Genomic DNA, 22,628 nt, shown 5'->3' with positions numbered 1-22,628 from the left:
GATGCCCCACACACGGGCACTCCTGCGGAACGGGGTCCTGAGCGAGTGGCGGGCGACGATCGTCGTCCGCGAGACCGCCTGTCTCACACCGTCCGACCGTGCCGCGGTCGACGCCGCACAGTGCGCCGACCCCACGACGGTGTCCGGGCTGGGGGACCGCGAGCTCGATGCGCGAGTGCGCGAGATGGCCTGTGCACTGGACCCGCACGCCGTCGTCGATCGCAACGCCCTGGTGGAGCGGGTCACCGGTGCTGCTCCCGCCGAGCAGCCCGTCGGCATCGACCTCGTACTGCCGTCGTCGATCCTCACCGACGCATCCGACGCTGCAGCACATGTCCCCGTGTTCGGCCCGCTTCCCGCGGACACAGCACGGCGACTGATCGCCGAAGCAGTCGACGCGGGCGCCGACGTCGAGATGCGGCGATTGTTCGCCTGCCCCGACACCGGTGCGCTGGTCGCCATGGAGTCCCGGGCACGACTGTTCCCCGAGGGTCTGCGGCATCTCCTGACCGTCCGCGACCGCTGGTGTCGGATCCCGTTCTGCGACGCCCCCATCGCCGAGATCGACCACGCGCACCCCCACTGCGACGGTGGTCCGACCACCGCGACCAACGGTTTGGGTATGTGCATGCCGCACAACCGCGCCACACAGAACCCCGGATGGCGGGTCACCGTCACCGACGACGACGTCGGCCGACACACCGCGGTCGTCACCACGCCCACCGGCCACGCACTCCCCTCGGTCGCCCCGCCACCGCCGGGGCATCGTGACGACACGGTCGGCGGCACCCGGGAGTCGTCGGAGCAGCGGGCGGCCGCCTGATGCTCGACGGTGCCGTGTGGTCGACTGGACCGATGAGCGACACGACACGGACGATCGGCCTGTTCGGGGTCCCCAGCAGCGCGGCCAGTTACGCCGCCGGTCAGGACCAGGCCCCGCGCGTGTTGCGGGAAGCCGGCCTGATCACGGCGCTGGAGTCGGCGGGCGTCACGGTTGTCGAGACGCCCGACCTCACCGAGCAGGTGTGGACGCCGGACGCGACGTCGCCGCTCGCACAGAACGTCGACGACGTGGTGGCCTCGTCCCGCGAGGTGACCGACCGTGTTGCGGGCGAGATCAGCGCCGGACGCCGGGTGGTCGTGATCGGTGGCAACTGCACGGTCGCCCCGGCGGCGGTCGCGGGGGTCCGGCAGGCGACGGGAGTCGCCTGCGCGCTGATCTACTCCGATCGCCATCTCGACATGAACACCCCCACCACGACCCGCGAGGGAGCACTCGACTGGATGGGGCTCGGCCACGCACTCGATCTCCCGGGCGCGGTCTCGGACTACGCGGCGGCATTCGGGTCCCGACCGCTGCTCGGTCCGGGTCAGGTCGTGTTCCTGGGCGTCGATCCGACACAGTCGACCGCATCCGAGCGCGACCACGTGGAGCGCCTCGCGTTTCCCGTGGTCTCGCAGACCGAGGTGATCGCCGACCCCGCCGGGGCTGCGCGAGCCGCACTCGCGGCACTGCCCGACGACATCCGCCAGTTCGTCGTCCACATCGACGTCGACGTCCTCGACTTCACCGAGACACCCCTCGCCGAGAACACCAGCGGACGCAACGTCGGGCCGACGCTCGACCAGCTGACGTCCGCGGTCGCCACGGTCGTCGCCGACTCCCGGTGGCGGGTCCTCACGGTCGGTGAGGTCAACCCGACACGGGCAGCCGGCGACCCGAGCGTGCTGACCCGGTTCGTGACAGCTCTCGCGCAGATCGTGGGGGCATCCACCCCCGACGCCGGCGACGCCTGATCGCCTGCACGTGCAGCCGCACTCGTGAGACAGTTCCGCCCGTGAGGTGTTGGGCGACACCCCGTCACGACGGGGGGATCAGAACGGGACCGTCGACCGGGTGACCCGCTCCTCCGACGATCTCCTGCACCGCCCGGAGCGGGAGGCGAACGTCCGCATCGTCCGCATCACCGCCTTCGCCGCGTCGCTCTCCCTGGCGGTCTATGCGGCGATCGGCGCCTCGACCGGCCTGGCGCGCGAGGGTGCACCGACGGTGGTGCTGTGGGCGACAGCCGTTCTCGCCCTGCTGATGAGCAGCACCTGGCTGGTCACCGACGCGCTCCTCGGTGACCGCCTCGTCTACGCGTTCGTCCTCGCCGCGGACGCGGGGATCTTCGTCGCCCTCATGACCCTCGCCGACGCCGAACTCGGATTGCTCGGGTGCGGGATGTTCGTCATCGTCGGGTCGTTCGCGGGGTATCACGCGGGCAAGACCGTCTTCGTCTGCCACCTCGTCCTGGTCACGGCATTGGTCGCCGTCGCCGCATCTCGACTGCCGATCACCGGACGACTCGTCCTCGAGGTCAGCACGCTCCTGTGGTTGCTGCTGGGGCTGCCGATCGTGGCGCGAGCCCTGTGGTCGAGTGAGCGACAGCGTGCCGACCAGGCGTTCCGCGACCCCCTCACCCGGGTCGCCAACCGCGCCGGGCTCGAGCGCGCGTTCCCTCGTCTGCGCGAGGACGCCGTCGAGCGATCACAGGTGATGTGCGTGGTCGCAGTGGATCTCGACCGTTTCAAGGCGGTGAACGACACCTACGGTCACGCCGCCGGTGATGCGGTCCTCGTCGACGCCGCACGCCACCTGCAGGCGCACTTCGGCCCGCGCGCCCTGATCGCCCGCACCGGTGGTGAGGAGTTCACCTTGATCCTCGTCGGTCACCGCGCCGCGGTCGTCGCCGCGGTCGACAGCCTCTCGTTGACGGTCGGGGCGGACCCCCGCGCACGGGTGACGATGAGCGTCGGCGCGGTGTGGGCCGCCCCGCACGGTGCGGGTGACGCCGACCTCGCGTCCGCCACCGAGGCCGCGGACGCGGCCATGTACGAGGCGAAGCGCGCCGGCGGAGACCAGCTGTGCAGTCGGTTGTGACACCGGCTGCGGGATCTCAGGCGAGGCCGAGCTGCCCCGCCCGCTTCGCGAGATACCCCCGCGCCTTGTCGACGTCGTCGTCGGGCACGCCGTAGAGCACGAGGGTCACCCCGAGTCCCTCCCACCGGGCGAGCTTCTCGGGGTCAGGGCGGCCGTCGAGAGCGATGATCTGCGGTTGCCCTGACCGGCCGTGGTCGGCCCAGATCTTCTGCAGCAGGCGGACGGAGTCGTCGATCTCGGTGTCGGCCGGGGTGGTGAGCCACCCGTCGGCGTTCTTCGCGATCCAGGTGAAGTTCTTCTCCGTGGCGCCCGCCCCGACCACCACGGGTACACCCGGCTGCTGGGACGTCTTCGGCCACGCCCACGACGGACCGAAGTTCACGAACTCACCGGAGAACTCGGCCTCCTCCTGCGACCACAGCGCGCGCATGGCCTCGAGGTACTCGCGCAGCATGGTGCGGCGGCGTTGCGGCGGCACCCCGTGGTCCCCCAGCTCGTCGAGGTTCCATCCGAACCCGACGCCGAGCGTCACCCGCCCGTCGGAGAGGTGGTCCAGGGTGGCGATCTGCTTGGCCAGCGTCAGCGGATCGGACTGCACGGGTAGCGCGACAGCGGTTCCCAGGCGCACGCGCGACGTCACCGCGGCGGCCGCGCCCAGCGACACCCACGGGTCCAGAGTCCGCATGTAGCGGTCGTCGGGGAGAGAGGCGTCACCGGTCTGCGGGTGCGCGGCATCCCGGCGGGTGGGGATGTGGCTGTGCTCGGGGACGAAGTAGGCGGCGAACCCGGCCTCCTCGACCAGCGGCGCCAGCACGGCCGGCCGCAGCCCACGATCGCTGGTGAACTGCACGATCCCGTACTCCATGAACCCTCCGATGCGCTGCGCGTCCACCGGACGGACGCACTTCTGGACACCAGTCTAGTCAGGTGCCCAGTCGGGGTCCAGGACTTCCTGGGAACGGGCGTTCAGACACTGCCGGGCTCAGACCCGGGCGCACACGCAGTCGAGTTCGGGGGACGACGGGTTGGGGACCGAGAACGGATCCGCGTCCCGGAAGATGCCGTTGGCCGGGCTGGTGCGGCTGAGCGCGTCGGCGGCGAGGACGACGGCGGCCGAGGTCCAACAGCTCTTCTCGACGGGCCACCGCTTGCCGTCGGAGTAGACCAGTCCGGTCCAGTAGGAGCCGTCGGGATCGCGCAGGTGCTGCATGTCGGCGAACAGCTGCCGCGCGGTCGCGTCGTCGCCGAGACAGTCGAGCGCGAGCACCAGCTCGCAGGTCTCCGCCCCTGTCACCCACGGGCGATGGTCGACGCACCGCGCCCCGAGACCGGTGACGACGAACTCGTCCCAGCGCGCGGCGATGAGCTCCTCACCCAACCGACCCCGGACGGCCCCACCGAGAACCGGGTAGTACCAGTCCATCGAGTGGTCCGACGGCGGCAGGAAACGGTCGGCGTGTGCGCGCAACGCGTGGCCGAGACGGTCACGCGCGGCGACCCACCCCGGCTCGGGCTGACCGATCGCGTCGGCGAGCAGGGCAGCACACCCCAGGGCCTGGTGGATGCTCGCGCTGCCGGTGAGCATCGCGTCGTCGAACATCCCCGGCGGCACCGCACCCACCTCCGCGGAGCCCTCGTGCGACGAGCCCGCGTGCGACGAGCCCGGCGCCGCCGAATCCTGCGAGTGCGGCAACGGATGGGCTCCACCCCACCGGATCTCACCTGAGGGCGCCTGGAACCGCAGCACCAGCTCGATGGCCTTCCACACCGTCGGCCACATCCGCCGTAGGAACGCCTCGTCCTCGGTCACGAGGAAGTGGTGCCACACCCCCACGGCCAGGTAGGCGCAGAAGTTCGCGTCGGTGTTCGGGTCGGTGACACGGCCGACGACCATGCGGATCGGCCACGATCCGTCGGGGCGCTGCGTCCGCCGCGACCACTCGTAGGCCGCCTGCGCCTCCGCGTGGAACCCGGTGACGCTCAGCGCCATCGCGGATTCGACGTGGTCCCACGGATCCGTCTGACCGCCGGGGAACCAGGGCAGCGCACCCGAGGGCTCCTGCATCGCCGCGATCGCCGCGCCGGTGGCGGCGCACTGCTCGGCGGTCAGGATGCCGGGGACCTCGGGGACGGCTGGCACAGGAGACCTCAGGCCGGCTTGTGCAGGTAGAGGACGACGGACTTGCCCAGCAGCGGGTCGAGCACGCGCTCCCCCACCCGGGTCAGCGCGGGGGCGCTCATCATGTCCCACACCAGCATCTTGTGGTACCCGCGGACCAGCGGGTTGCGGTCGTTCTCCACGCCCACAGCGCATTTCAGCCACCAGTAGGGCGCGTGCAGGGCGTGGCGGTGGTCGGTCCCGGTCACCTGCAGGCCCGCGGCGGTGAGCTTCTGCGCCAGCTCGCTCGCCTTGTAGATGCGGACGTGACCGCCCTCGACCTCGTGGTAGGCGTCGGAGAACGCCCAGCAGATCTTCTCGGGCCAGTACCGGGGCACCGTCACCGCGGCGTGTCCGCCGGGCTTGAGGATGCGCGCCATCTCGGCGATGGCGTCGGTGTCGGCGGGGACGTGCTCGAGGATCTCCGACATCAGGACCACGTCGAAGCTGTCGTCGGCGTACGGGAGATGCAGCGCGTCGCCCACCTCGGTGCGCGCCTTCGCCGACGCGGGCACCTGCTTCTCGGCCATCATCGCGTCGAACATCTCCGACACGGCCGTCATGTCCGACTCGGACTGGTCGAAGGCGATGACGTCGGCACCGCGTCGGAACATCTCGAACGAGTGCCGACCCTGTCCGGCACCGATGTCGATGACGGTGGTGCCGTCACGTACGCCGAGCCGGTCGAAATCAACTGTGAGCACGGATGTCTCCCCTCACGCCCCGCGTCGATGCGATGGCGCGTTCGTAGTGTTCTGCGGTCTTGGCGGCCACGGCCGCCCAGCTGAATCGGGACTCCACCCGGGCGCGACCGCCCTCACCGAGCCGACGACGGAGGTCTGAGTCGTCGAGGAGTCGTCCGATCGCGGATGCGAGTGCACCCGAATCCATCGGCGGCACATGCAGGGTCGCCTCGCCGTCGGGTCCGGCGACCTCGGGGATGGCGCCCGCGGTGGTGACCACCATCGGGGTCCCGCAGCTCATGGCCTCCACCACGGGCAGCGAGAAGCCCTCGTACAGCGACGGGACGCACGCCACCTCGGCCGAGCCGATGAGGGCGCCGAGTTCCTCGTCGGTGAGACCCGACGACACCGTCACACGGTCGGAGATCGACAGCTCGTTGATGAGGCGGGCGCTGGGGCCGTCGGGGTCGAGCTTGGACACCAGCTCGAGGTGGACCGACCGCTCGGCACCGAGCTTGGCGATCGCCTCGAGGAGGTACGAGACACCCTTGAGCGGGGCGTCCGCGCTGGCGACGCACACCACGCGTCCGGGGACGCGCTGCGGCCCGGGCCGGAACACCTCGGTGTCGACGCCGAGCGGGATCGTCTCGATGCGACCGGCGGGGATGTCGAACGCCTTGCGGATGTCGACCTCACTGCTGCGCGACACCGTCAACAGGTCGGGCAGTCGACGCGCGACCTTGCCCTGCATCCGGGCGAACCCGTGCCAGCGCATCGCGGTGATCTTGCGCCACCCCTTCGCGGCCTTCAGGGCCAGCGACCGGTCCCGGGTGATGGGGTGGTGGATCGTGGCGACGACGGGCAGCCCGGACCGCTGGATGTCGAGCAGGCCGTATCCGAGGCACTGGTTGTCGTGGACGACGTCGAACTCGTCGCGACGGCGACGCAGGATCTTCGCCATCCGCAGACTGAACGTGAGCGGCTCGGGGAACCCGGCCGTCCACATGGTGCCCACCTCGAGCAGGTCGATCCAGTCCCGGATCTCGCGCGGGTGCGGCGTGCGGAACGGGTTCGGCTCGCCGTAGAGGTCGAGGCTGGGGACCTTCGTCAGCGTGACGCCGTGGTCGTAGGAGGTCGCGTCGAGGTCGGGATAGGGCTGACCGGAGAACACCTCGACCGAATGGCCGAGCAACGCGAGCTCACGGGCGAGGTGTCGGACGTAGACGCCCTGGCCTCCGCAGTGCGGCTTGCTCCGGTAGGACAGCAGGGCGATGCGCACTCGTCACGGGCCTCTCTCGTCGTTCGCGGTCTCCGGCCGGTGATCGAGAGTCGGTCTCCGGTTGTCGGTCGCTGTGTGGGTCGTTCTCGTGCGTGGCGGGGTCAGCCCGCGGCGGCGGACTCGAGGTCCGGGATGCGGACGATCTTGACCCGACGACGACCGGCGTCCTTGCCGGCCTGCTTCTCCGCGGTGTCGATGCTCTTCCAGCCCGCACCGTCGACACGCTTCGCACCGCGCCCGGCGATCAGGTCCGCGATCGCCTCCCGCGACGCCGTCGGCTCCGGGAGGGTGCCGGCCGTGAAGTCCGCCAGGACCGCGTGCGCGGTCTGCTGACCGTCCAGTCGGTTCATCCCGATGCCGCCGGTGGCGCCACGCTTGATCCAACCACTGACGTAGACACCCGGCATGACGTCGCCACCGGGCTCGGTCAGAACCCGTCCGCCGTCGTTGGGGATCACGCTGTGGCCCTCGTCGAACGGCAGGTCCTGCACCGGCAACCCGCGGTAGCCGATGGCCCGCAGGACGATCGACGACTCGATGTCGAACCGCTCGTCGGTCGGGGTCACCGCCACCCGCTCGCCGTCGACGAGTTCGTTGCGCACACACGTCACCGACGACACCGCGCCGTCACCGGCGAGTTCGACCGGGGAGACGAGGTAGCGGAACACCACGCGGCGGTCGGCGCCGGTGTCGCCGCGCTCGGCGAACTCCCGTGCGATCCGCAACTTCGTCGCGATCGTCGAGTCCAGCGTCCCCGCCGACTCCGCCTCCGCGGTCGCCGCGTCCAGGGTGAGCTCGTCGGGGTCGATGATGACGTCGACGCCGTCGATGTCACCCATCGCGAGGAACTCGCCGTTGGTGTACGCGGCCTGCGCCACACCGCGACGGCCGAGCAACACGACCTCGCGCACGGTCGAGGCCCGCAGGCGCTCGATCGCATGGTCGGCGATGTCGGTCGACGACAGCGAGTCCGGATCGCTGAGCAGGATCCGGGCCACGTCCAGGGCGACGTTGCCGTTGCCCACGACCACCGCGCGCTCGCCCGACAGGTCGAACTCCAGGTCGGCGTAGTCGGGGTGGCCGTTGTACCAGGCGACGAACTGCGTCGCGGGGATCGAACCGGGCAGGTCCTCACCCGGGATGCCGAGCCTGCGGTCGGTGGAGGCACCCACCGCGTAGATGACCGCGCCGTAGTGCGCCAGCAGTTCGTCGTGGGTGACGTGGGTGCCGACCTCCACATTGAGGAAGTACTCGAAGGTGCGCTTGTTGGCCGTCGACGCGAACGTCTTCTCCACACCCTTCGTCGACGGGTGGTCCGGCGCGACACCCGCGCGGACGAGGCCGTACGGCGTGGGGAGACGGTCGAACATGTCGACCCGGACCGCCGAGTGCTTGACCAGTTCCTCCGCCGCGTAGAACGCGGCCGGTCCCGCACCGATCACCGCGACATGGAGTTCCTTGCCCTGCGGCAGCGGCGGGGCCTTGCGCGGCGGCACCAACCCCCCCGCCACGTCGTGGTCGAGGTAGTAGTCGGCGTTGATCTGCAGGTACCGCTCGCCCTTCTCGTCGAGCTGGTCGTCGGGGAAGATCGCCTCGACCGGGCACTCGTCGATGCACGCCCCGCAGTCGATGCAGGTGTCGGGATCGATGTACAACATCTCGGCGGTGAGGAACTCGGGCTCATCCGGGGTCGGATGGATGCAGTTGACCGGGCACACCGCGATACAACTCGCATCGTTGCAACACGGCTGGGTGATCACATGCGCCATGGGTGTGTCTGACCTCGACTCGTTCGTCCGCGCCCCGACCAAAAGTGGAACGTGTTCTAGATTGTAAGCGTTGTCACAACGATATCTGCATCCAGTGCCAGATCATCACCCTGCCCCCGTCAGCTCGGGAGCGGACATCGCCACCGTGCGATGCTGACGCCGTGACGATCCCGGACTACCCGTTCACGCCCGCTCTGGAACCCCGCCTCGAGCGGGCCCGGTACTTCGAGTCGACCTACCGGGTGCGGACCGGCGACGTGGATCAGCAGATGCGTGTCCGGCTCGACGGCACCGCGCGGTACCTCCAGGACATCGCCAACGACAACATCGAGGCAACGGACTTCCACGACTCCGATCCGTTCTGGATCGTGCGGCGGACCGTCATCGACGTGATCGAACCGATCACCTGGCCCGGCACCGTCACCCTGCAGCGCTGGTGCGCGGCCCTGTCCACCCGGTGGACCAACATGCGCGTCCGCATCACGGCCGAGCACGAGACGAACCGCTTCAACCCCGAGCCGCGGCCTCCCGGTCTCATCGAGACCGAGGCGTTCTGGATCAACGTCAACGACAAGGGCATGCCGTCCCGCATCACCGACGAGGCCTTCGAGATGCTCGCCGCGATGACCGACGAGCATCGGCTGCGGTGGCGCACGATGCACCCCACCCCGCTGCCGGAGGACGACGGCACCGACCGTGAGCACATCCTCCGCAGCACCGACTTCGACCCGTTCCGGCACCTGAACAACGCCGCGTACTGGGAGGCCGTCGAGGACGAACTGCTCGACCACACCGACATCGTCGACGTACCGCACCGGGCCGTCATCGAGTACCTGCGCCCGATCACACCGGGGTCGTCGATCACCCTGCGCCGTCGACGCCTCGACGACGAACTGCTGCTCTGGATGATCGTCGACGGCCACGTCGCCGCGACGGTGAGCGTCGCCCGACGGTCCGCGCGGGACCGGGTCGACTAGGCCGAGCCGCGCAGGACGAGCTCCATGAGCTTCGTCGGCGCGGCGCACGGGTCGCCCGCCGCCTGCCCACCGCGCGGCTCCACCCACCAGGTGTAGATGCCGCGGTCGGGCGACTTCGCGGTCACGCCGCACACACCCGGACGCTGCGGGTCCCGCGAGGTGAACGCCGTGGTACCCGAGACGCGGATGTTGTCGGTGGCGTAGCCCATCCGCGTGACCGTCTGCTTCTCGACGGACATGGTCCCCGACTCGAACCACGTGAAGGTGACGCCCAGCGGGGTGCCGCCGGAGACGACCCAGCGGCAGATCGCCCCGTTGAAGGTGGACTCGGCGGCGGTGCCGCCGACGGCCGTCGCGATCTGCTCGGGGCTCAGCAGCGTGCACTCGAGGAGCAGCTTGTCGAACTGGTCGGTGTCGACCGATCCCTTGTCGGAGCCGTCGCCCTGCGCGGTGCCGCCACCGAGCGGTCGCGCCTCACCGTCGACCGACCGGGTGCATCCCGCGACGAGCAGCATCACCGACAGCACCGCGACGAGGGCCGCGGCCGCGCGGCGCGTCACTTCGCCCGCTCGATCGACATGGTGGCCAGTGTGCGCGTCGCCTGGCAGACCTGGTCGACGGGTCGCTGCTGCTGTCCGGCCTGCGCGACGCCGTAGCTGACCGACCACTCGAAGAAGTCGCCACCGAACGCGATGCCGATCTCGCAGATCCCGGCGCTGGACGCGATGAACCCCGTGTGGCCGTCGATGGTGAGGTCGGCGGTGGTGTCACGCGAGAGCTGTTCGGTGGCACGTTCGCGCGCGATCGGGCTTCCGCGGTACCAGTTGAAGGAGAACTGCGGACCCAGGACGTCCGCGCTCGTCACCCACTCGCAGCCGGCCGAGTTGTTGCTCGCCGTCGTCAATCCCGCCACCCCGGTGACGCGGGAGACGTCGTCGGTGCTGACCCCGCCGCACGCCCCGAAGAACGGTCCGGAGCCCGCCGGACCGGATTGCGCCGTCGACCCCGAGCCCCCGCCACCACCGCCGGACGAGTCCGAACACGCGGCGAGCAGGGCGATCACCGCGACCACGACGAGCACCCAGCTCGAGCGTCGGACGGCACGGTTCTGCACGCGCCCGAGTCTAGAGAACGCCGTCCCCCCGGACGGGCCGAAACCCGCCGCCGAGCGTGCAGATGAGCACCGTCGAGCGTGCACCCGATCCCGTCGGGCGTGCAGTCGATCCCTCACTCCCGCCCGCGCAACCGATCGGTCTCGCGGCGCTCGCGCTTGGTCGGGCGGCCCGCCCCACGTTCGCGCACCGGGATCGCCGCGAGCAGTTCCTTCGGGGGCGGTGGAGGGCTGCGATCGATCATCGCCTCCGCCGCGACCGGTGGCCCGACCCGCTTGGTCAGCACCTGGACCACCTCGACAATGCGGTCGCGACCGGCGATGCGCAGACGCACCTCGTCGCCGACGGTCACGTGCTGCGCGGGCTTGGCCGGGGTGCCGTTCACCTTCACGTGTCCACCACGACAGGCCGACGCCGCCTGCGACCGCGTCTTGGTCAGTCGCACAGCCCAGATCCAGCTGTCGACACGCACGCTCGGCCCCGCCATGCGGCCCACGATAGTGCCGCCGACACCACGTCCGAGGAGTCGTCGCGCCGTTCCCCGGCGCGACGACGACGGGTGGGTTAGCGTGACCGCACCCAAGTGGGTCGATTGACCCACTTGCTGCCCCGAGGAGCCGACCATCCCCCGCATCCCTGTCGAGCAGCGCCGCGAACGCCTGGTGGCCGCGGCGTTCCGCGTCGTCGCGACCGCCGGTGTCGAGGCGGCGACCACCCGACGCATCTGCGCCGAGGCGCAGATGTCGCTGGCGAGCTTCCACTACGCCTTCGACTCGCGGGACGCGCTGCTCGAGGCCCTGGTGATCAGCGGCCTGTCGAGCGAGGACACCGCCGTGCACGCGGTGCTCGCCGCATCTCCCGACACCGCCCACGACTCCCCCGCCGACATCGGCGCGCTGCTGCGGGGCGGCCTGCACGGATACGTCGACAGCGTCGTCGCCGACCCCGAACGGGAGCAGGCGATGGTCGCGCTGGCGCAGTACGCGCGCCGCACGCCGGGTCTCGAGACCCTGGCCGCGGACACCTACACCCGGTACTACGCCCTCGCCGCGCGTGCGCTCACCACCGCCGCCGACGCCGCCGGGGTGCGGTGGAGGACACCTCCCGCCGACCTGGCGCCGCTGGTCGTCGCGGCCACCGACGGCCTCACGCTGGCCTACCTCAACACCGGCGACGTCGATGTCGCTCGACGCATCGCCGACGCCTGCGTCGCGATGCTGCTGACCCACGTAGAGCAGCCGTGAGCGCGCCGGCCACCACCCGCGTCGGCACGCGGTGGATCGCGCTGTTCGCGCTCGCGTGGGTGGGGATCTGGCTCGCCCAGCTCACCCCGTTCCAGCTGACGCTGCCGCAGCAGATCGTCGACGTGCTGCACACCCGCGACGACCAGTGGCGCCACAGCGTGACGGTGTTCGGCGTCGTGTCCGGCATCTCCGCGGTGTGTGCGCTCGTCGCGTTCCCGCTCACCGGGTCGCTGTCCGACCGCACCACCGGTCGGTTCGGGCGGCGACGGCCGTGGATCGCCGGGGGCGTGGTGGTGTTCGCGCTCGGCCTGGTGGTGCTGGGCACCCGCCACGGACTCGTCGGGATCACCGTCTGGTGGTGCGTGGCGCTGACCGGGTTCAGCGCCGCGTCGGCGGCACTGACCGCGCTCATCGGTGACCGCGTCCCGGTGGACCAGCGCGGTGTCGTCTCGAGTTGGGTGTCGGCACCGCAGGCCATCGGCGTGATCGTCGGGGTCGCCCTCATCGCCGTGCTCGGACTCGGCGCCGTCGGCGGGAACCTCCTCGCCGCGGTCCTGCTGGTGCTGTGCGTGGTGCCGTTCCTGATGACCGTCGACGACCCGCCGCACACCACACACGGACGCGGCGCACTGTCGCCGCGCGCGGTCGTCGCCGAGCTGTGGGTGTCACCGCGGGACCACCCCGACTTTGGCTGGACGCTGCTGGGCCGCATCGCGGTGAACCTCGGCAACGCGCTGGGGACCTCATTGCTGCTGTACTTCCTGCAGTTCGGGCTCCGCGTCCCGGACGCCGACGGCGACCTGCTGATCCTGACCGCCGTCTACATGGTGTTCGTCATCGGCGCCGCGCTCGCCTCCGGCGTCCTCTCGGACCGCATCGGCCGACGCAAGCCGTTCGTCCTCGCCGCCGGGATCCTGCAGGGTCTCGCGGCGCTCGTCATCGCCGTCGTGGCGTCGGTGCCGACCACCATCGCCGCCGCCGCACTCCTCGGCGCCGGGTTCGGCAGCTTCCTCGGCGTCGACCAGGCGCTGGCCACCCAGGTGCTCCCCGACCCCGAACACACCGGAAAGGACCTCGGCATCATGAACATCGCGATGGCCGTACCCCAAGCCCTCGGGCCGCTCGTCGGAGCGGGGATCGTCGCCGCCACCGGCGGGTTCGTCGCCCTCTTCACCGCGTCGGCGGTCCTCGGCGTCGCCGGCGGCCTGTCGGTGCTGCGCGTGCGGTCGGTCCGATGACCGCGACGATCACGGGATCCGCCCGCACCCGATGGGATGCCTTGTACTGGCGCGAGATCGACGACGCCGTAGGAGATCTCGACGGCCCCGTGGTGGTGCTGCACCGCGCGGCACTCGAGGCGAACATCGCCGACCTGCGTCGCCGCGCGGCCGGTGTGCCGATCCGGGTGGCGTCGAAATCGCTGCGGGTGCGGTCGGTCATCGACGACATCCTGCGCCGCGACGGGTTCGCCGGGGTGCTCGCCTACGACGTCGACGAGGCCATCTGGCTCGCGACGGCGTCCGGTGTCACCGACGTCCTCGTCGGCTATCCCACCGCCCGACGCGGGTCGATCGCCGCCCTCGCCGCCGACGAGGTGGCCGCCGCACGGGTCACGCTCCTCGTCGACTCCGTCGACCAGCTCGATCTCATCGACGCCGCGGTGCCCGCGTCGGGCCGGCCGTCCCTGCGCCTCGCCATCGATCTCGACGCCTCCCTGGTCGCACCCGTTCTCGGGCACGTCGGGGTGCGACGGTCGCCGGTCCACTCCCTCGACGACGCGCTCGGACTCGGGCGCGCGATCGTCGCGCGGCCCGGCGTGCACCTCGTCGGCGTGATGTCCTACGAGGCGCAGATCGCGGGCGTCGGTGACGCGGTCGGCGGCGACTGGCGGTCCGGGGCGCCGCTGCGCAACAGGATGATCCGCGGGATGCAGCGCGTGTCGATGGGCGAGCTCCGCCGTCGCCGGTCGACGATCGTCGGGGCGCTGCGGGAGCTGGCCGATCTCGAGTTCGTCAACGCCGGCGGCACCGGTTCGCTCGAGGTGACGGCGCGGGACGGGTCGGTCACCGACATCGCCGCCGGCAGTGGGTTCTTCGGCGGGCATCTCTTCGACACCTACTCCCACTTCCGGCCCGCGCCGGCCGTCGCGTTCGGCCTGCAGGTGGTGCGCCGGCCCGGCCCCGGTGTGGTGACCTGTCACGGCGGCGGATGGATCGCCTCCGGCCCTCCCGCGCCCGATCGACTCCCGCTGCCCGTGTGGCCACCCGACCTCGCCTACGAGCCGCGGGAGGCCGCGGGCGAGGTGCAGACACCCCTGCGCGGGGACGCCACCGACGGACTGTCCGTCGGTGATCGGGTCTGGTTCCGCCACACCAAGTCCGGTGAGATCGCCGAACACTGCACGGAGATGGTCGTCGTCGACCACGGTGTGATCGTCGACCGTGTCCCCACCTACCGGGGAGAAGGGAAGTGCTTCCTGTGACCACCATCCGAACGGCACCGGCCACCACATCCGGTACGCGCTGGCGCAACTGGGGGCGGACCCAGGCGGCCACCCCGAGCGACGTCGTGACCGTGCGTGAGGTCGACGACGTCGTCACCGCCGTCCGTCGCGCGCGCACCGCCGGCACGACGGTCAAGGCCGCCGGCTCCGGACACAGCTTCAGCGGGATCGCCGTCCCCACCGGCACATCCGTCGACCTGTCGGCCATGTCCGGGCTCGTCACCGCCGATCCCGACCGCGGTCGCGTCACGGTGCGCGCGGGGACACCCCTGCACCAGATGCCGGGCATCCTCGAACCGTTGGGGCTCGCCATGCCCAACCTCGGCGACGTCGACGCCCAGACGCTCGCCGGTGCGACCTCGACGGGGACCCACGGGACCGGCCTTGGTGTCGGCGGCATCGCGACGCAGATCGTCGGGTTGACCCTGGTGACGGGTACCGGCGAGATGCTCACCGTCGGCGAGGACGACCCGGACCTGCTCCAGGCCACCGCACTGGGGCTCGGCGCCCTCGGCGTACTCGTCGACATCACGCTGCAGTGCGTCCCCGCGTTCGCCCTGGAGGCCGTCGAGCGCGCGGTCTCCGTAGACGCGGCGATCTCGGGCTTCCTCGACGCGGTGCGCACCTCCGACCACCACGAGTTCTACTGGTTCCCCCACACCGACGTCGCCCTGACGAAGACGAACACCCGCCTGCCCGCGGACACCCCTGCGCAGGGGCCGGGCCGCGTCGCGCGGTTCGTGTCCGACGAACTGCTCAGCAACGGTGTGTTCGCGGTGATGTGCGAAGCGGGGGCCCGGTTCCCCGCGGTGACACCGGCTCTCGCGAGAGTCGCGGGTGCGGCGCAGTCCGGACGACGGTTCGTCGCGTCGTCGCCGGACGTGTTCGTCTCCGCGCGGCGGGTGCGGTTCCGGGAGATGGAGTACGCGATCCCGCTGGCCCAGGTACCCGAGGCCGTCGACGAGATCCGCGCGCTCATCGACCGGCGCGGGTGGCGGATCTCGTTCCCCCTCGAGGTCCGCGCGGCGCCGGCAGACGAGCTGATGCTGTCGACGGCGTCGGGGCGTGACAGCGGGTACATCGCCGTGCACCGCTATTTCCGTGACGCCCCCGACGACTACTTCACCTCTGTCGAGGAGATCCTCGCCCGGCGTGGCGGCCGCCCGCACTGGGGCAAGATGCACACCCGCACCGCCGACGACCTGCGGTCGGTCTACCCACGGTTCGACGAGTTCGTCGCGGCGCGGGATCGGCTCGACCCCGATCGCGTCTTCGCCAACCCCTACCTCACCTCGGTGCTGGGCCGATGACCCGCACGGTCCCGCGGAGAGCGGTTCTCGGGGGTGCCGCAGCAGGTCTCGCGCTCGCGGCGACCGCGCCGTCCGTCGCACAGGCGCAGCCACCGACCGGCCTGCTGGTCGGCGCAGGCCGAGCCGACGCGACGGGCGCGGTCGCCGGCCAGGGGATGATGGGGTATTCCGAGCAGGACCAGGTGTCCACCGGGCTGCTCTCGCGGTGCTGGGCGCGCGCCTACATCGTCGTCGACCGCGCCGCCGGCGACCGGGTCGCGTTCGTCACGGTCGACATCGCCTGCCTCTTCCAGTCGGTGCACATGGGCGTGATGGCCGCTCTCCGAACACGATTCGGTGGCCTGTACACCGAGCGCAACGTCAACCTCAACGCCACCCACAACCACAACTCGTGTGGCGGGACGGCGTGGGACTACGCGTACACCCTCGCCGCGTTCGGCTTCAAGAAGCGGTCCTACGAGGCGGAGGTCGACGGCATCGTCACGGCGATCGCCCGCGCCCACGACGATCTCGCGCCGGGCACGATCAGCCTGGGACGCAGCGAACTCCACGACGCGAGCGCCAACCGGTCGCGGATCGCCTTCGACCGCAACCCCGCGGCCGAGCGTCGACGGTTCCCCGATGCGATCGACCCGGCTGTCACGACGCTGCGCCTGCGTCGGACCTCAACCGGCGCCGACGTCGGGCAGATCAGTTGGTTCGCGACGCACGGGACGTCGCTGACCGATCGCAACACCCTCATCTCTGGCGACAACAAGGGTTACGCCAGCCACGTCGCCGAGTCCCGCGATCCCGGCTGCGTCACCGCGTTCCCGCAGACGAACGCCGGCGACATGACGCCGAACCTGTGGGTACGCCCGCTGCACCCCGGTGGCCCGACGGCCGACAACAGGACCAACTGTCTGATCATCGGCGAACGCCAGCACCGTGCGGGCGAGTCCGCCGCCGCCGACGCCCGGCCGATGCGTCGAACGGGCGTCGACGCGATGGTCCGCTACGTCGACTTCTCCGCCGTCGCGATCGACGGCCGCTGGACCCCCGAGGGACGCCCGGCGCGGACGGGCCCGGCATGCATGGGTGCGGCGGCGTTCGGGACCAGTCGGGAGGACAACTGGAACCTGCCGATCCCCCTCTTCGACGAGGGCCAGAAGACACCGATCCCTCCCGGCCTGGCCGACATCCAGGCGCCGAAGGTCATCGTCGCGCCCCTCGGCCTGCTCCCGCCGTGGCCGTGGATCCCGCAGGTGCTGCCCATCCAGCTGATGCGCATCGGCGATCTCGTCCTCGCCGCGGCGCCCGCCGAGTTCACGATCGTCGCCGGCCTGCGCGTGCGGCAGGTGGTGGCCGACGCCCTACGCATCAGCATCGACGACGTGCTGCTGCAGGGGTACGCGAACGGGTACAGCCAGTACGTCACGACCCCGGAGGAGTACGACGCGCAGCAGTACGAGGGCGGGGAGACCCAGTTCGGCCGGTGGACGCTCTCGGCCTATCTGCAGGAGTTCGACCGTCTGGCACGGGCGTTCGCGGCCGGCACCCCGATCGGTCGGGGCCCGGCGCCGATGGACAAGTCGTCGCGCCAACCCGACCTGCTCCCGCCGGTGCCGCCGGACACCCCGGTGGTCGGTCACCGGTTCGGCGACGTCCTGGTGCCACCGCGGCCACGCCAGTCGGCCGGATCGACGGTCCGCGTGGACTTCGTCGGCGCGCATCCCACCGTCGACTTCCGCACCGACGACACCTATTTCCGGGTGGAGCGGCGGGAGGGCTCGGTGTGGTCCACGGTTTTCGACGACGACGACTGGTGCACCGAGATGCACTGGAGTCGCCCACCGGAGTCGTCGAGCGCGTCGGTGATCTCGATCCGATGGACCATCCCGACCGGGACGTCGGGGACGTATCGGATCCGCTACACGGGTGATCGACGCCGGCCCGACGGACGCGTCGAACCCATCGGCGGTACCTCGCCCGCGTTCGTCGTGGGGTGAGTGTTCACCGACCGGCGACGTACCGTTCGCCCATCGCGCCTACCGTCACGGGATGTTCCTGCGAGGTCTGCGCATCCTGCTCGCCGCCGTGGCGGCGATGAGCGCCGCGGTGGGAGCGGCCGACGCCGCACCCGGATTCGGCTCCCCCGGCTTCGGGTCGTCCGGCGGTTCGTCGGTGGTCCGGGTGGCCACCTTCAACGCCAGCCTGAACCGGCCGGCACAGGGCCGGCTGCTCGGCGACCTGCAGTCGGGGACCGACGCGCAGGCGAGGGTGATCGCCGAGATCGTCCAGCGCAACCGGCCGGACATCCTGCTGCTCAACGAGTTCGACTACGTCGCCGGCGGTGCGGCGGTGCGTGCGTTCTCCGATCGCTACCTGAAGGTCGGGCAGCGCGGACAGCCGTCGATCGACTACCCGTACTCGTTCACGTCACCGGTCAACACGGGTGTCCCGACGGGGCGCGACCTGAACAGGGACGGGTCGACCACAGGCCCCGACGACGCCTACGGCTTCGGCGCGTTCCCGGGCCAGTACGGGATGGTCGTCTACTCGCGGTTCCCCATCGACACCGCACGGGTCCGCACGTTCCAGAAGCTGCTGTGGAAGGACCAGCCCGGCAACCTCATCCCGCGCGACTTCTACGGCGCGAACGCGGACGTCCTGCGACTGTCCAGCAAGTCGCACTGGGATGTCCCGATCACTGTCCGCAACCACACCGTCCACCTGCTCGCGTCCCATCCGACGCCTCCGAGCTTCGACGGGCCCGAGGACCGCAACGGCCGTCGCAACCATGACGAGGTGCGCTTGTCGGCGGACTACATCGCCGGCGGCGGCCGCGCGTCGTACATCGTCGACGACGCCGGCACGCGGGGTGGCCTCGCGCCGGGGTCGTCGTTCGTGATGGTCGGCGACCAGAACAGTGACCCCGCCGACGGCGGCACCCCCGGACCCGGGGTCGGTGCGATCAACCAGGTACTCGGTCTCCCTCAGGTGACCGACACACGGCCGACGTCCCGGGGAGCGGCAGTCGACAGTGCCGGCGACGGCCACCGCACACCACCGGAACTCCGCACCGCCGACTTCTCGAAGCCGAACCCGGGCAACCTCCGCGTCGACCACGTGCTCCCCTCGCGCGATCTGCCGGTCGCCGGCGCGGGCGTCTTCTGGCCCGCACCCGGCGAGTCCGGCCGCGACCTCATCCCCCCGACGGTGAGCAGCGATCACCGGCTGGTGTGGGTGGATCTGCGCTTCTGAGAATGTCGGTGGCATCCGGCAGGGTTCGGGTGTGAGCACCGCAGATCCGACCATGGATCGCATCGCCACCGCTGTGGCCGCCCGGGACCGCGATGACCTGCTCGATCTCTGGGCGACGATCACCCCGACGGGCGACGCCCTGCACCGATGCGTCCTCGCCCATCACCTCGCCGACCTCCACGACGACGCCGCCGAGTCGCTGATGTGGGATGTGCGAGCGCTCGACGCCGCCGACGTCCTCGACGAGGGTTACGCCGCCGCGGCGGGTGTCCAGGTCGCGGCGTTCCATCCGTCCCTGCATCTGAACATCGCGGACGACCTCCGTCGCCTGTCGTCCGTCGACGCCGCGGAGCGGCACCTCTCCCGGGCGCGAGCAGCACTGACGTCGTTCGGAGCGCTCGGGCCCGAGCACGCGCCGTACGTCGCGATGATGCGCGACCTCGTCGACGACGTCGACGCGATGGTGCGATCGAGGTCGACCGAGCGTCGCGCCACCGCACCCGGCTGAACGGCGCGCGGGGTGCCGCGAGTCCGGCGGGTCACTCCCGTTATCGTCCGACGCATGGTGACACAGACCACTCCCGGCGCCCCGGGTCCCGAGTCAGACCCCGACGACGGATACCAGCGCGGCCTCTCTGCCCGGACCGTCCAGATGATCGCCCTCGGCGGGGCCATCGGCACGGGGTTGTTCTACGGCGCCGGTGGCGCCATCGAGCAGGCCGGGCCGGCACTCATCCTCGCCTACCTCGTGGCGGGACTCGCGATCTTCGTCGTGATGCGGGCTCTCGGGGAGCTGCTGATCTACCGACCGGTGGCGGGGTCGATCTCGGAGTACGCCCACGAATTCCTGGGCCGCTTCCTGGGTTTCACCAACGGCTGGACCTACTGGGCCGTCTGGACCACCACGTGCATGGCCGAGATCACCGTCGCCGGCAAGTACGTCAACTACTGGCTCACATCGGTCCCCGTGTGGGTGACCGCACTCGTCGTCCTGGTGATCCTGTTCGGCGTCAACCTCATCTCCGTCGGCGTCTTCGGTGAGGCCGAGTTCTGGTTCTCGATGATCAAGGTGACCGCGATCGTCGGCATGATCATCGTCGGCGCGCTGGTGCTGCTGCCGATCACCGGCCTCGGCCCGGACACGGGACCGTCGGTGACCAACCTCTGGAACGACGGTGGTTTCTTCGCCACCGGGTTCAACTCCGCGCTGCTGAGCCTCCAGATCGTCCTGTTCGCCTACGTCGGTGTCGAACTCGTCGGCGTCACGGCCGGTGAGGCCGACAACCCGAAGGTGACCCTGCGCAAGGCGATCAACACGCTCCCCTTCCGCATCGGCCTCTTCTACGTCGGCGCGCTGTTCGTCATCCTGTCGGTGCGCGGATGGCGGAACTTCTCCGACGGGAACAGCCCCTTCGTCGAGGTGTTCTCCTACATCAACATCCCCGCGGCAGCGGGCATCGTGAACTTCATCCTGCTGACCGCGGCCCTGTCGTCGTGCAACTCCGGCATCTACTCGACCGGGCGGATGGTCCGCAGCCTCGCGCAACGCGGCGAGGCGCCGAAGCGACTGACCGTGATGTCCAGACGTCATGTTCCGATCGGAGGGATCCTGCTGTCGGCGGGCGTGATGGTCATCGGTGTGATCGTCAACATCGTCAGTCCCGACAAGGCGTTCGCCTACATCACCTCGGTCTCCACGATCGGCATCATCTTCGTGTGGAGCTCGATCCTCGTGGCCCACACGGTGTACCGCCGACGCGTCGCCCGCGGCGAGGTCGAGGCGTCCGACTACCGCCTCCCGTGGGCCCCGTACTCGACAGCGCTCGCCCTCGCCTTCTTCGCGCTCGTGGTGGTGCTGTTGTTCTTCAGCGAGTCGGGAAGGACCGCGGTGATCGTCGGTGTCGTGTGGTTCGCCGGGGTGACGGCCGCGTACTTCCTGAAGGGCCGCACGGCCGTTCCGCACAGTTCCCACTGACTCCACAGGCGTGTGACAGTCGCGTCTGCGCACTCGGGGTGGTTGTCGGCGGGCGGCGCTAGAGTCGTACACATGTTCGAGACCGTGGTGGAGGCGGCGGATTGCCTCGCTGATGCCATTCGCGAGTGCGACATGCCTGCGGATGACGATGCGTTGGTGGCGGGGCTGCGTGCTGCGATCGCGGCGCGCAACGCCGCGGACGGCCTGCTGGCCCGGCTGACCGGGAGGTCGAATGCCAGGGGACAGCGAAGCGGATCGGGATGTCGGTGCGGGAACTGCTGCGGCGGAACGGATGCGTTCCGGTGGTGGCGTCGCGGGCGATTCGACTGGGTCGGGCGATCGTGCACCTGCCGTCGCTGGCGCGGCATGTGCGGGACGGGTCGTTGTCGGCGGAGTACGCCGACGCCGTCGCCCGTGGGGCGCAGCACGTCGCTGTGCGCACGCGGTCGCCGCTCGGGTCCGAACTGACCGACGACACCGAGGCGACGCTGATCGGACACGCTCTCGCCGGACGAACCCCCACCGAGATCGCCGACCACGCCCGCGCGATGGCCCTCGTCAACGAGCCTGACGCCGCAGATGATTCGGATGACTCAGCGACACCGTTGGCCGAAGACGTCACCCTGAACGACCTCACCTGGAATCAGGGCGACGACGGCAGACTGTCGGGGTCGTTCGATCTCGACGTGGTGACCGGTGAACGGTTGATCTCCTGCATCGACACCGCCTCACGACCGCGACCGCTGCCGGACGGGACCCCGGATCCGCGGTCGGCGGCCCAGCGCAGGGCCGATGCGTTCGCGCAGGTTCTCGAATCCGCTTCCCGCGCTCTGGGTGACGGTGGCCTGGTGGCGCCGGCGCGAACGGAGGTGATCCTGACCGTGCCCACCACCGCGGCCACAGGAGCAGGCGGGGAGGTCGTCCCGTGGCGGGCGCCGAGTCTGCAGTGGTTGGGCACCGTCACCGACACCGCGGTGTCGTTGCTGTCGTGCGACGCCGCAGTGACCCGGGTCGGCATGGACCACGACGACGCCCCGGCCGACATCACCACGACGACACGGTTGTTCACCGGCCGGGTCCGCAAAGCCGTCATCGCCCGCGACGAGTGCTGCATTAAGTGCGGTGACCCGGCGTCGTGGACCGACGTCCACCACATCGTGTTCCACTCCGACGGCGGGCCGACCACCTGTGACAACGGGTGCCTGCTGTGCCGGACCTGCCACATCGCCGTCCACCAGCACGGCTGGGAGATCGAGATGGGACCCGACCGCCACCCCTGGATCCGACCACCCGCCACCGTCGACCCCCGACGCGAACTGCAACCCGCCTACAACCGCCGCACGCTGCGCCTCGACCCCATCGCCGCCTGAGCGACCCGCAGATCAGCACCACCCGCACCTGCCACCCGGCAGGACCGCAGCAGTTGTTTGACAACTCCACAGAGTGGGCCGC

Annotated in this window: 21 protein-coding genes and 1 pseudogene; 14 read left to right on the top strand and 8 right to left on the bottom strand. The window is 70.6% G+C overall.

Going from position 1 to position 22,628, the window contains the following annotated elements:
- The first annotated feature begins 1 nt into the window (after position 1).
- From LX14_RS11885 to LX14_RS11875, 3 genes are all read left to right on the top strand, one after another.
- A complete protein-coding gene (locus LX14_RS11885) occupies positions 2 to 823 on the top strand; it encodes an HNH endonuclease signature motif containing protein (RefSeq protein ID WP_253647395.1) in 822 nt (273 codons plus the stop codon).
- A 32-nt stretch (positions 824 to 855) separates the two neighbouring features.
- On the top strand, positions 856 to 1,797 hold the full coding sequence (locus LX14_RS11880; RefSeq protein ID WP_253647394.1) for an arginase family protein: 942 nt from the start codon (positions 856 to 858) through the stop codon (positions 1,795 to 1,797).
- A gap of 100 nt (positions 1,798 to 1,897) precedes the next feature.
- The gene (locus LX14_RS11875) at positions 1,898 to 2,923 is read left to right on the top strand and encodes a GGDEF domain-containing protein (protein WP_253647393.1); all 1,026 of its coding nucleotides are present in this window, start codon (positions 1,898 to 1,900) and stop codon (positions 2,921 to 2,923) included.
- 16 nt (positions 2,924 to 2,939) lie between these two features.
- Here LX14_RS11875 and LX14_RS11870 read toward each other — a convergent pair whose 3' ends face one another.
- The 5 genes from LX14_RS11870 to LX14_RS11850 all read right to left on the bottom strand — a co-directional run bounded on the left by LX14_RS11870 (position 2,940) and on the right by LX14_RS11850 (position 8,812).
- On the bottom strand, positions 2,940 to 3,788 hold the full coding sequence (locus tag LX14_RS11870) for an LLM class F420-dependent oxidoreductase (RefSeq protein ID WP_253647994.1): 849 nt from the start codon (positions 3,786 to 3,788) through the stop codon (positions 2,940 to 2,942).
- A 117-nt stretch (positions 3,789 to 3,905) separates the two neighbouring features.
- Positions 3,906 to 5,063 (bottom strand): prenyltransferase, encoded by a 1,158-nt coding sequence (locus tag LX14_RS11865; RefSeq protein WP_253647392.1) that lies wholly within the window; start codon positions 5,061 to 5,063, stop codon positions 3,906 to 3,908.
- 8 nt (positions 5,064 to 5,071) lie between these two features.
- Entirely contained in the window at positions 5,072 to 5,785 is a 714-nt protein-coding gene (locus tag LX14_RS11860) for a class I SAM-dependent methyltransferase (protein WP_253647391.1), read from the bottom strand.
- Positions 5,772 to 7,043: a glycosyltransferase family 4 protein gene (locus tag LX14_RS11855; protein WP_253647390.1), complete on the bottom strand. Its 1,272-nt coding sequence runs from the start codon at positions 7,041 to 7,043 to the stop codon at positions 5,772 to 5,774. Before LX14_RS11855 ends, LX14_RS11860 begins: the two co-directional genes overlap by 14 nt.
- A 101-nt stretch (positions 7,044 to 7,144) precedes the next feature.
- On the bottom strand, positions 7,145 to 8,812 hold the full coding sequence (locus LX14_RS11850) for an FAD-dependent oxidoreductase (RefSeq protein ID WP_253647389.1): 1,668 nt from the start codon (positions 8,810 to 8,812) through the stop codon (positions 7,145 to 7,147).
- A 161-nt stretch (positions 8,813 to 8,973) separates the two neighbouring features.
- Between LX14_RS11850 and LX14_RS11845 the strand changes: the two genes are divergently transcribed.
- Positions 8,974 to 9,789 carry an acyl-[acyl-carrier-protein] thioesterase gene (locus LX14_RS11845; protein WP_253647388.1) on the top strand — a complete coding sequence of 272 codons (816 nt, stop codon included), beginning with the start codon at positions 8,974 to 8,976 and terminating at the stop codon, positions 9,787 to 9,789.
- Here LX14_RS11845 and LX14_RS11840 read toward each other — a convergent pair.
- The 3 genes from LX14_RS11840 to LX14_RS11830 form a co-directional block, all read right to left on the bottom strand.
- Positions 9,786 to 10,349, bottom strand: a complete 564-nt coding sequence (locus LX14_RS11840) for a DUF3558 domain-containing protein (RefSeq protein WP_308214097.1) — start codon at positions 10,347 to 10,349, stop codon at positions 9,786 to 9,788. The genes LX14_RS11845 and LX14_RS11840 overlap by 4 nt on opposite strands.
- Complete coding sequence (locus tag LX14_RS11835) at positions 10,346 to 10,903, bottom strand: DUF3558 domain-containing protein (RefSeq protein WP_253647387.1); 558 nt, start codon at positions 10,901 to 10,903, stop codon at positions 10,346 to 10,348. The genes LX14_RS11840 and LX14_RS11835 overlap by 4 nt, the downstream gene beginning before the upstream one ends.
- 113 nt (positions 10,904 to 11,016) lie before the next feature.
- Positions 11,017 to 11,388 carry an RNA-binding S4 domain-containing protein gene (locus tag LX14_RS11830; RefSeq protein WP_253647386.1) on the bottom strand — a complete coding sequence of 124 codons (372 nt, stop codon included), beginning with the start codon at positions 11,386 to 11,388 and terminating at the stop codon, positions 11,017 to 11,019.
- Positions 11,389 to 11,563: 175 nt separating this feature from the next.
- On the opposite strand from LX14_RS11830, the gene LX14_RS11825 reads away from it, so the two are divergent.
- The 10 genes and pseudogenes from LX14_RS11825 to LX14_RS20975 all read left to right on the top strand — a co-directional run bounded on the left by LX14_RS11825 (position 11,564) and on the right by LX14_RS20975 (position 22,546).
- Positions 11,564 to 12,145 carry a TetR/AcrR family transcriptional regulator gene (locus tag LX14_RS11825; RefSeq protein ID WP_253647385.1) on the top strand — a complete coding sequence of 194 codons (582 nt, stop codon included), beginning with the start codon at positions 11,564 to 11,566 and terminating at the stop codon, positions 12,143 to 12,145.
- Positions 12,142 to 13,383 (top strand): MFS transporter, encoded by a 1,242-nt coding sequence (locus LX14_RS11820; RefSeq protein ID WP_253647384.1) that lies wholly within the window; start codon positions 12,142 to 12,144, stop codon positions 13,381 to 13,383. Before LX14_RS11825 ends, LX14_RS11820 begins: the two co-directional genes overlap by 4 nt.
- On the top strand, positions 13,380 to 14,627 hold the full coding sequence (locus LX14_RS11815) for an alanine racemase (RefSeq protein ID WP_253647383.1): 1,248 nt from the start codon (positions 13,380 to 13,382) through the stop codon (positions 14,625 to 14,627). The genes LX14_RS11820 and LX14_RS11815 overlap by 4 nt, the downstream gene beginning before the upstream one ends.
- Complete coding sequence (locus tag LX14_RS11810; RefSeq protein ID WP_253647382.1) at positions 14,624 to 15,958, top strand: D-arabinono-1,4-lactone oxidase; 1,335 nt, start codon at positions 14,624 to 14,626, stop codon at positions 15,956 to 15,958. The genes LX14_RS11815 and LX14_RS11810 overlap by 4 nt, the downstream gene beginning before the upstream one ends.
- Positions 15,955 to 17,946, top strand: coding sequence for a neutral/alkaline non-lysosomal ceramidase N-terminal domain-containing protein (locus LX14_RS11805; protein ID WP_253647381.1), 1,992 nt, complete (start codon positions 15,955 to 15,957; stop codon positions 17,944 to 17,946). Before LX14_RS11810 ends, LX14_RS11805 begins: the two co-directional genes overlap by 4 nt.
- Before the next feature lie 52 nt (positions 17,947 to 17,998).
- Complete coding sequence (locus LX14_RS11800; protein ID WP_253647380.1) at positions 17,999 to 19,201, top strand: endonuclease/exonuclease/phosphatase family protein; 1,203 nt, start codon at positions 17,999 to 18,001, stop codon at positions 19,199 to 19,201.
- Positions 19,202 to 19,232: 31 nt separating this feature from the next.
- Positions 19,233 to 19,709 carry a hypothetical protein gene (locus LX14_RS11795; RefSeq protein ID WP_253647379.1) on the top strand — a complete coding sequence of 159 codons (477 nt, stop codon included), beginning with the start codon at positions 19,233 to 19,235 and terminating at the stop codon, positions 19,707 to 19,709.
- Between the two features lie 54 nt (positions 19,710 to 19,763).
- Entirely contained in the window at positions 19,764 to 21,176 is a 1,413-nt protein-coding gene (locus tag LX14_RS11790) for an amino acid permease (protein ID WP_253647378.1), read from the top strand.
- Between the two features lie 248 nt (positions 21,177 to 21,424).
- Positions 21,425 to 22,267, top strand: a pseudogene (locus tag LX14_RS11785) (DUF222 domain-containing protein); the annotation flags it as partial.
- The gene (locus LX14_RS20975; RefSeq protein WP_308214117.1) at positions 22,268 to 22,546 is read left to right on the top strand and encodes an HNH endonuclease; all 279 of its coding nucleotides are present in this window, start codon (positions 22,268 to 22,270) and stop codon (positions 22,544 to 22,546) included. It abuts the pseudogene before it with no gap.
- Positions 22,547 to 22,628: the final 82 nt, after the last annotated feature.

The organism is Williamsia deligens (genome assembly GCF_024171765.1).
Classification (GTDB): domain Bacteria; phylum Actinomycetota; class Actinomycetes; order Mycobacteriales; family Mycobacteriaceae; genus Williamsia_A; species Williamsia_A deligens.
Note: the sequence above shows the minus strand (reverse complement) of the source record. Positions and strands in the feature narration are given on the sequence as shown.

What these genes read in the sequence shown, in the direction of transcription:
- LX14_RS11885 (WP_253647395.1), top strand. Translation starts at nt 2, where the DNA reads ATGCCCCACACACGGGCACTCCTGCGGAACGGGGTCCTGAGCGAGTGG.
- LX14_RS11880 (WP_253647394.1), top strand. Translation starts at nt 856, where the DNA reads ATGAGCGACACGACACGGACGATCGGCCTGTTCGGGGTCCCCAGCAGC.
- LX14_RS11870 (WP_253647994.1), bottom strand. Translation starts at nt 3,788, where the DNA reads ATGGAGTACGGGATCGTGCAGTTCACCAGCGATCGTGGGCTGCGGCCG.
- LX14_RS11850 (WP_253647389.1), bottom strand. Translation starts at nt 8,812, where the DNA reads ATGGCGCATGTGATCACCCAGCCGTGTTGCAACGATGCGAGTTGTATC.
- LX14_RS11830 (WP_253647386.1), bottom strand. Translation starts at nt 11,388, where the DNA reads ATGGCGGGGCCGAGCGTGCGTGTCGACAGCTGGATCTGGGCTGTGCGA.
- LX14_RS11815 (WP_253647383.1), top strand. Translation starts at nt 13,380, where the DNA reads ATGACCGCGACGATCACGGGATCCGCCCGCACCCGATGGGATGCCTTG.
- LX14_RS11805 (WP_253647381.1), top strand. Translation starts at nt 15,955, where the DNA reads ATGACCCGCACGGTCCCGCGGAGAGCGGTTCTCGGGGGTGCCGCAGCA.
- LX14_RS11800 (WP_253647380.1), top strand. Translation starts at nt 17,999, where the DNA reads ATGTTCCTGCGAGGTCTGCGCATCCTGCTCGCCGCCGTGGCGGCGATG.
- LX14_RS11790 (WP_253647378.1), top strand. Translation starts at nt 19,764, where the DNA reads ATGGTGACACAGACCACTCCCGGCGCCCCGGGTCCCGAGTCAGACCCC.